5 protein-coding genes are annotated in these 6,746 nt (G+C 68.9%); all 5 read right to left on the bottom strand.

The features are described 5' to 3' along the window. Positions 1 to 10: 10 nt before the first annotated feature. Entirely contained in the window at positions 11 to 2,545 is a 2,535-nt protein-coding gene (locus WC815_20515; protein MFA5911166.1) for a hypothetical protein, read from the bottom strand. 26 nt (positions 2,546 to 2,571) lie between these two features. Continuing rightward, the gene (locus WC815_20520) at positions 2,572 to 3,474 is read right to left on the bottom strand and encodes a VanZ family protein (protein ID MFA5911167.1); all 903 of its coding nucleotides are present in this window, start codon (positions 3,472 to 3,474) and stop codon (positions 2,572 to 2,574) included. Next, the gene (locus WC815_20525) at positions 3,471 to 4,565 is read right to left on the bottom strand and encodes a FemAB family XrtA/PEP-CTERM system-associated protein (GenBank protein ID MFA5911168.1); all 1,095 of its coding nucleotides are present in this window, start codon (positions 4,563 to 4,565) and stop codon (positions 3,471 to 3,473) included. Before WC815_20525 ends, WC815_20520 begins: the two co-directional genes overlap by 4 nt. Positions 4,566 to 4,594: 29 nt before the next feature. Continuing rightward, positions 4,595 to 5,488, bottom strand: a complete 894-nt coding sequence (locus WC815_20530; GenBank protein ID MFA5911169.1) for an XrtA system polysaccharide deacetylase — start codon at positions 5,486 to 5,488, stop codon at positions 4,595 to 4,597. Then, positions 5,488 to 6,746, bottom strand: a 1,259-nt coding sequence (locus tag WC815_20535; protein MFA5911170.1) for a TIGR03013 family XrtA/PEP-CTERM system glycosyltransferase, incomplete at its 5' end; no start/stop codon positions are given. The genes WC815_20535 and WC815_20530, both read right to left, overlap by 1 nt.

Consider the following 6,746-nt stretch of genomic DNA (forward strand, 5'->3'; position numbering starts at 1 on the left):
CGTGTCCTGCTTAGAACCACGCGAGGAGCGAGATCGTCACGAGCAAGAGAGCGGCTCCCGCTGAGGCGGAGACGGTCAGGCGCTGCTTGGCGAGTTGTTTCTGCGGCACGAATGGGCTCGGCTGCCCGAAGCCATCGATGAGATCCACCCTCGGCTCGGGACGAGGGGTCGCGGCGTGTGGTGACAGGTGCAGGTAACCGTTCGACAGCATCAGCACCAGCGGCCGGGTCAGTGTGTGCGTCGGCATTCGCAGAAGGGTCGAGACGGAGTAGTCGAAGAAGAAGCCGGCCCTTTCGATGAAGCGGTCGCGCTCGCGGCCCGACGTGTGGCCGGCGGCGAAGAGGAACACGTCGCACTTCCGCATGTCCTGCGCCGCCCAGGTCTCGGTGGGGTACTCGAGGATCTCCGGCCGGTCGAGATACGGGTACTCGTGCTCCGCCATCCACCGGGCATAGTGGGTCAGCGCGGCCCGCGCGTAGGCGTAGCCGAAGTCGAGGCGGTTCAACTCGACGCGGTAATCCAGATAACGGCCGAGGGCCTGAAGGAACACGGTGTAGGACCAGCGGCGCTCGGCGTCGAGCAGGTTCAGCCGGGCGATGTCGTCGGCGGGATGGATGCACCGCCGGACCAGCTCGTCGGCCTTCTCCAGGAACATCTCGTCGTGGGTGAGGCGATGCCCGTCGAGCAGCGCGAGGATCGAGTGGCCGGCGCCACGGCCTGGTCCGTGAAATGCCGGCGAATAGGTCTGGCTGGCGAGTCCGGTGGCCGACTGGCTCAGCCAGCGCAGGATCGTGCGCGTCCCGTCGTCCATGTTCACCACCCACGTGGCGAGTGCGATCGCGGCCTCGCGCGATTGCGGTTCGCCCGTGAGCAGCCAGTGCAGCCGGAGGCCATTCGTGTAGTTGTGTTCATTGGCCGGCCCGCCGCCGTTCACTTTCGGATCGCGCGGGAAGGAACGGTGGCTCGACCGTCCGGCCGTCACGTAGTGGGCGGTATGCCAGAACAGCCCGTGGTTGTAGGCGATCTTGTCGCCGTCAGTGTGGTAGATGTCGATGTCGGCGACATGCCCGGCCAGCTCGGTCATGTGCTGGTGCCAGCGGCCGTCGCCCGAGCGCAGGAACTGGAGCGCGCACCCGGCGATCGCGTCGTACTGGTTGTTGTAGTGCGACACCACGGGCTCCGCGCGTCCGCTGAAGGCGTTTTCGTGATCGGCGGGCAAGTCGCCCCAGTGCCGCCAGCCGTATTCGTCGGCCGCCTCGCGCTTGTGCGCGAACGAGGCGGGGCCCTCGATCGCCGCATCAACCAGTTGTTGATAGCGGTCGGTGCCGGACGGCGTGAGATGCGCCACCGCGCGGCTGTCGCAGTACCACGCCGGGGTGGCGCGGACCAGCGAGGAGGCCCGGCCCCAGAACTCGGCGTCCCGCGCCGAGTCGTCATCGCCGAAGATCAACGTAAACCGATGCGTCTTCTGCTCGCCCCCCTGCAGTTCATGTTCGTTGGCGCACTGGCCGGGGAACAGCCGGAGCACCAGTGCGTCGGGCTCGGCGCCGGCGGCGCGCGGCCAGTTCTGCCAGAAATGTTCCACCGCGAAGCCGACCCGCCCGCGGCTGTGGCGCGCCACCATCACCGGCGTTGCGCGTAGTCCCTCGCGGCGGCCGCCGGCGCTTTCGATGCGATAGCCGCGAAAGGTGCACGGAATCTCGCCGTGCCGATCGACGTGGGAGATGTTGCGCCAGTGCGGCCCGCCGCTCGAGTCCTGATAGATCTCGACCGGCACTTCGGCGGCCGCGAGCGGCGCGCCGGCCTCGCAGGCGCATTCGATCCGCGTGATCCGGGTGGCCAGCCCGAGGCGGAGCGACAGATCGCGCAGGTAGACCGAACCGCTGTCGCCGAGCTCCCATAAGCCGCCTTGATGCCGGGCGCGCCGCGGGTTCCTCACCGTGAGGGCGACGCGCACCGCGGATGAGCCGGCGAAGAAGTGCAGGCGCGCGACCAACAGCAACTGCGGACTGCGCGCCGGGCCGATTGAGCCGTCGACCCGGATGGTCGATCGCAGCGGGCCGTCCTCTTCCACCGACACTCGCGTGAACCGCGTGTCCAGCGAGCGATCCGCCGGTGTGGTCGCAAGGAGGCCGCTGGTCGCGGCATCCAGCACCTGATGTCCACCCGACGTGACGCTGGCGAATGGGAACGCCGCGCCGTTCCGGATGATGAACTGCGCCGCACCGGTGTCAACGCCGACGTGCCGGCTCGCCACCTCGATGGCGAGGCGCGACGCGCTGGCTGGGGGATCGGCTGGGCCAATGCGCAGCGTCCACCGGCGGTGCGGCGCGTACGGTCCCGTGATCTGGAAGTCCAGGAGCGCCCAACGGATGCTGCCGTCACCCCAGTGTTCGGTGACCCGCGCCTGCAGCGGCACCGGGCGGCCCTCGTCATTCTCGAGCGCCAGTTGCCGGGGTTCGCGAACCAGGCCCGCCGGAAAGGGCAGCCCCATCGTCACCGGCTCGCACAGGCGTGCGCGGTGCTCCGAGGCGGGTGTGGACACGATCAAAGGAGTTGAGGTGGACGTGGTCATGGCCCTTCCGGTCGAGGCGTCGGGGCCCCGATGTGTTCCGTCGGCCGGTGCGCCAGGCACGCGCCGGCCACGCCCATCACGACGCCGGGCAGGGCCGCGAGCAGCGTGGTGAAGTCGGTGGTCCGGGAGAAGACGGCTACCTGTGCGAGCGCCAGCGTGATGAGCGCGAACATCGCGATGTGGCACGCGCGTGCGGGGGAGCGGAGCGAGTCCGGCGAACATCCGCAGATCGCGCCCGCCCACCCAAGCGGCACGGCCGCTGCCGTCAGCAGTTGCAACTCGGTCACGGTGGCGGCATCCGGCGAGGGCACGAACGGGAGCAGCAGGCGTTTGTGCAGGTACTTGTCGGCGATCTCGTTGGGGCGAAGGGTGAAGTCCAAGGGCAGGAGCCAGGCGAACGCAAACAGGCCGCAGTAGACAAGCAGGAGCCGCTCGCCTGCGGAGGCGCGGTGCCAGGCCTCGGTGGCCGACCGGGCCGCGGCATCCAGGTCGGCGGCCGCCATGCGCCAGGCCGCGAGCCCGGCGATCGTCCCGGCGGCCTCGGCCACGACATCGATCGTTGAAGGCGTGCGCCAGAGGACGAAGGCCTGGGCGAATTCGACGGCGATGCTCAGCAGCGTGCCGCCCGCGATCACCAGCGCGGCCGAGTGCCGGGGCGTCCAGCGCCGCTCGAGGCTGGCGGCCACGAACAGGCCGACGGGAACGAAGAGGAGGAAGTTCGAGAAGGCGTCGGACAGCGAGAGCTCGGCCTGCCGGGGACCGCCCAACACCAGGAACCAGTCGATCGCCTCCGCGAACGAGACCGGGCGATAGTCGAACGGGAACAGGCTGCCCCAGACCGCGAAGGCGACGCAGGTCGTCGCGGCCCACACGTAGATGCGAGCGGCCTGGACCGTCATGGGATCGAGCGGACCAGTTGCGGACCCAGCCAGCGGGTCACGGGCACGGGCAGTCGCTTCCAGGCCGCAATGGCCGCCTGGAAGCGCGGATTCCTGGTGGTGAGGTCGGGCAGAGGTGCGTCGCCGGCCATCACGTACTCCCAGTGGAGGGGAGACGGCCGCGCGCCCCATTGCTCCTTGAACTGGAACGTGCCTTCGCCCGGAGTCGAGCGGCCAAAGTCGAGCGTGGACATGCCCGAGGCGATCGCGTGCTCGATGATGCGCCAGTAGAGAAGGTTGTTCGGACACTGGGCGCGGTAGTCGCGCAGCGACGAGGCCCACGGCACCGCCAGCGTGTCGCCGTGGACGAGGGCAATGCCCGCCGCCACCACCGTGCGTCCGTGCTCGATCAGGAACACGGTCGCCGAGTCGGCAAACGTGGCCACCACGTTCCGGAAGAAAGACGGGGGATACACCGGCGTGCCGAGGTCGCGCATGTTGCGGGCAAAAACCTCGTAGAAGGCGTCGAGAAGCTCGGCTCCACCGCGGCGCTCGGTCAGGCCGCTCTTTTCCGCCTTGCGCACCTGGTTGCGCACCTTGCGATCGAGGGCCGCCCACGCCACCGTGGAGTCGGCCACGAGCGGCAGTGACATCCCGACCTTGTGCTGGCGCGCGGGCAGTTCCGGCCGTTGCCGCGACACATGGCGGAGTTCGACATGCGTCAGGTGATAGCCGGCGGCGATCTCCGCGGCGCGTCCCACCAGGAGCCGGGCCACGTGTTCGTCTCGCGCGCAGACGCCGCCGGCGTCCACGAACGGCAGCGACACCGCAAACCGCCCGAAGATCCGGCTCCGCATGATCACCAGCGGCAGCACGCCGGCGATCTCGCCGAATTGCTCCGCCGCCAGGTACACCGTCTCGTGGCCGAAGGTGTCTTCGAAAATCCTCCGCCAGCCCCAGAGGTGATAGCGGCTCGCGCCGTTATCGCCGCGCACGAAGGCGTCCCATTGCGCGGGCAGCGTGTTGGTGGTGACGGCGACATCGGCCGCGGCCGGCGGCTGCGGTGCGCTGACATGCGCGAGGGGCTCGGATTCGGCAACCGTGACAGGCATTGTGGTGTCTCACTCGCGGGTTGGGCGTTTCACCAGACGTAAGGCAACGGCGCCGCGGCGGCGTCGTCGAAGGTATGACCGGCGTGCCCGAGGACGGCGATCATGGTGGAGAACTCGAAGTCGTCAAGCAGCGCGCGCAAGCGCGCCTCCGTCTTGGAGAGGTTGCGATAGTGGCGAAATTGCCCGAGCGCCGACGTCGGCAGGCGCGGCTGCGCCGGGTCGATTTCCCAGGGGTGCAAGTAGAAGATCGCCGGCGCGCGCTCGACCTGGTTGAGCCGCCGGATGCCCCAGCGGGTCCAGGCGTACGGCAGGATCCGGAAGTACCCTCCGCCGGCCACCGGCAGGTTGAACGGACCCCACCGGACCGTGGACGCCGGCGCCTCGAGGAGCGTGTAGGCGCGTTGGAGGAGGTAGGGATGCCGGGGCGAGGTCGGAATCCCGTAGCGATCGTGATAGATCGGGAAGATGCTCGCGTCGTAGCGGAAGCCTTCTTCGATCAGGACGTCGAGCGCCCAGAGCGAGCGCGGCGTGACCGAGTAGCTGGGCGCGCGGTAGCCGAACACCGGCAGGCAGGTCGCCGACTCGAGCAGGTCCTTGGACCGCCGGATGTCGTCGCGGAATGCCGCGGGCGTGAGGTCGTAGATCAGCCGGTGCCCGTGGCCGTGCGAGGCCACCTCGTGATGCTCGGCGGCAATCTCGCGGACCAGTGCGGGGAACCGCTCGGCCACCCAGCCCAGGACGAAGAACGTGGCGCGGACGCCGGCGGTGTTGAAGATGCGCAGCAGGCGCTCGGTGTTGGCGCAGACGCGGCTCTCGAGGCCATCCCACGCATGCCGCGGGACCACGCCGTCGAACACGCTGACGTGGAAATAGTCTTCGACGTCGACGGTCATCGCGTTGACGACGGGCGTGGCGGCGCTCACTAGTGCCCTCGCCGCAACAGGACGGTCTTGACGGTTTCAAAGATGATGAACAGGTCGAGCGTCACCGACAGGTGCTTGATGTAGAAGAGGTCGAACTGGAGTTTCTCCATTGCCTCCTCGACCGTCGCGCCGTAGGTGTAGCGGACCTGCGCCCAGCCCGTGAGGCCCGGCTTGATGACGTGGCGCTGCCCGTAGAACGGGATGTCGCGGGCGAGCGACTCCACGAACTCGGGCCGCTCGGGCCGGGGCCCGACCAGGCTCATGTGCCCGGCGAGGATGTTCCAGAACTGGGGGATCTCGTCGAGGCGCGTCCGCCGCATGAACCGGCCGATGCGGGTGACGCGCGCGTCGCCCTGGTGCGGCGCCCACACCGGCCCGGTGTTGCGCTCCGCATCCGCGCACATCGATCGCAGCTTGTAGACGGTGAAGATCCGGGAGTCGCAGCCGACCCGCCGCTGAGAGTAGAAGACGGGACCGGGTGAGGTGACCTTGATGATCACCGCGAGCACCAGCAGCAGCGGCGTTGCCAGCACCAGGCCGATCAGCGCTGACACCACGTCGATCACCCGCTTCACGGCCAGCAGGCGCGGCGTCTTTCTGAACCCTGGCGAGAAGATCAGCCAGCTTGGCCGCAGGTTCTCGATCGCGATCTTCCCGGTGTACTCCTCGTAGACCGAGGCGAGGTAGTCGAACTGGACGCCGTCGAGTTTCATCTCGAGCAGCTTCTGCATGGGCAGCTTGCCCCTGGCGTCGGCGAGGCTGACGACCACGCGATCCACCGAGCGCGCGCGCACGATCGACGGGATGTCTTCGATGCCGCCGAGAAAGGCGAGGCCGGGATCCGCCGACGGGGCGACCGGCTGCACGTCAACCAGGCCGACGATCTGCACGCCCAGTTCCTCGCGTTCGTGCAGCTCGCGCGCCAGCGCGAAGCCGGCCGCGCTGGTGCCGACCATCAACAGGCGCTCGCGCGGACCGACGCGTCGCGCGATCCATCCGAACGTCACGCGCCACGCGATCACGCCGGTGACGGCCAGCACCGCGGCCGGCGCCAGCACGCCGCGGGCGATGATCAGGGCCGGGAACAGGGCATAGATGGCCGCCAGCACGAGGCAGGTCGCGCCGAGCGCCAGGAGGATCCGGATCAGCAGCTCGGTGTGATTCCCGCCGGTATGCGGATTGTCGTAGAGGTCACCCCAATACAGGCACAGCTGGCAGACGGTGGTGATCACCAGCGCCTTGGGCAGCAAGCCGGCCA

It is taken from the genome of Vicinamibacterales bacterium (assembly GCA_041659285.1).
GTDB lineage: Bacteria > Acidobacteriota > Vicinamibacteria > Vicinamibacterales > UBA2999 > 12-FULL-67-14b.

What these genes read in the sequence shown, in the direction of transcription:
- WC815_20520 (MFA5911167.1), bottom strand. Translation starts at nt 3,474, where the DNA reads ATGACGGTCCAGGCCGCTCGCATCTACGTGTGGGCCGCGACGACCTGC.
- WC815_20525 (MFA5911168.1), bottom strand. Translation starts at nt 4,565, where the DNA reads ATGCCTGTCACGGTTGCCGAATCCGAGCCCCTCGCGCATGTCAGCGCA.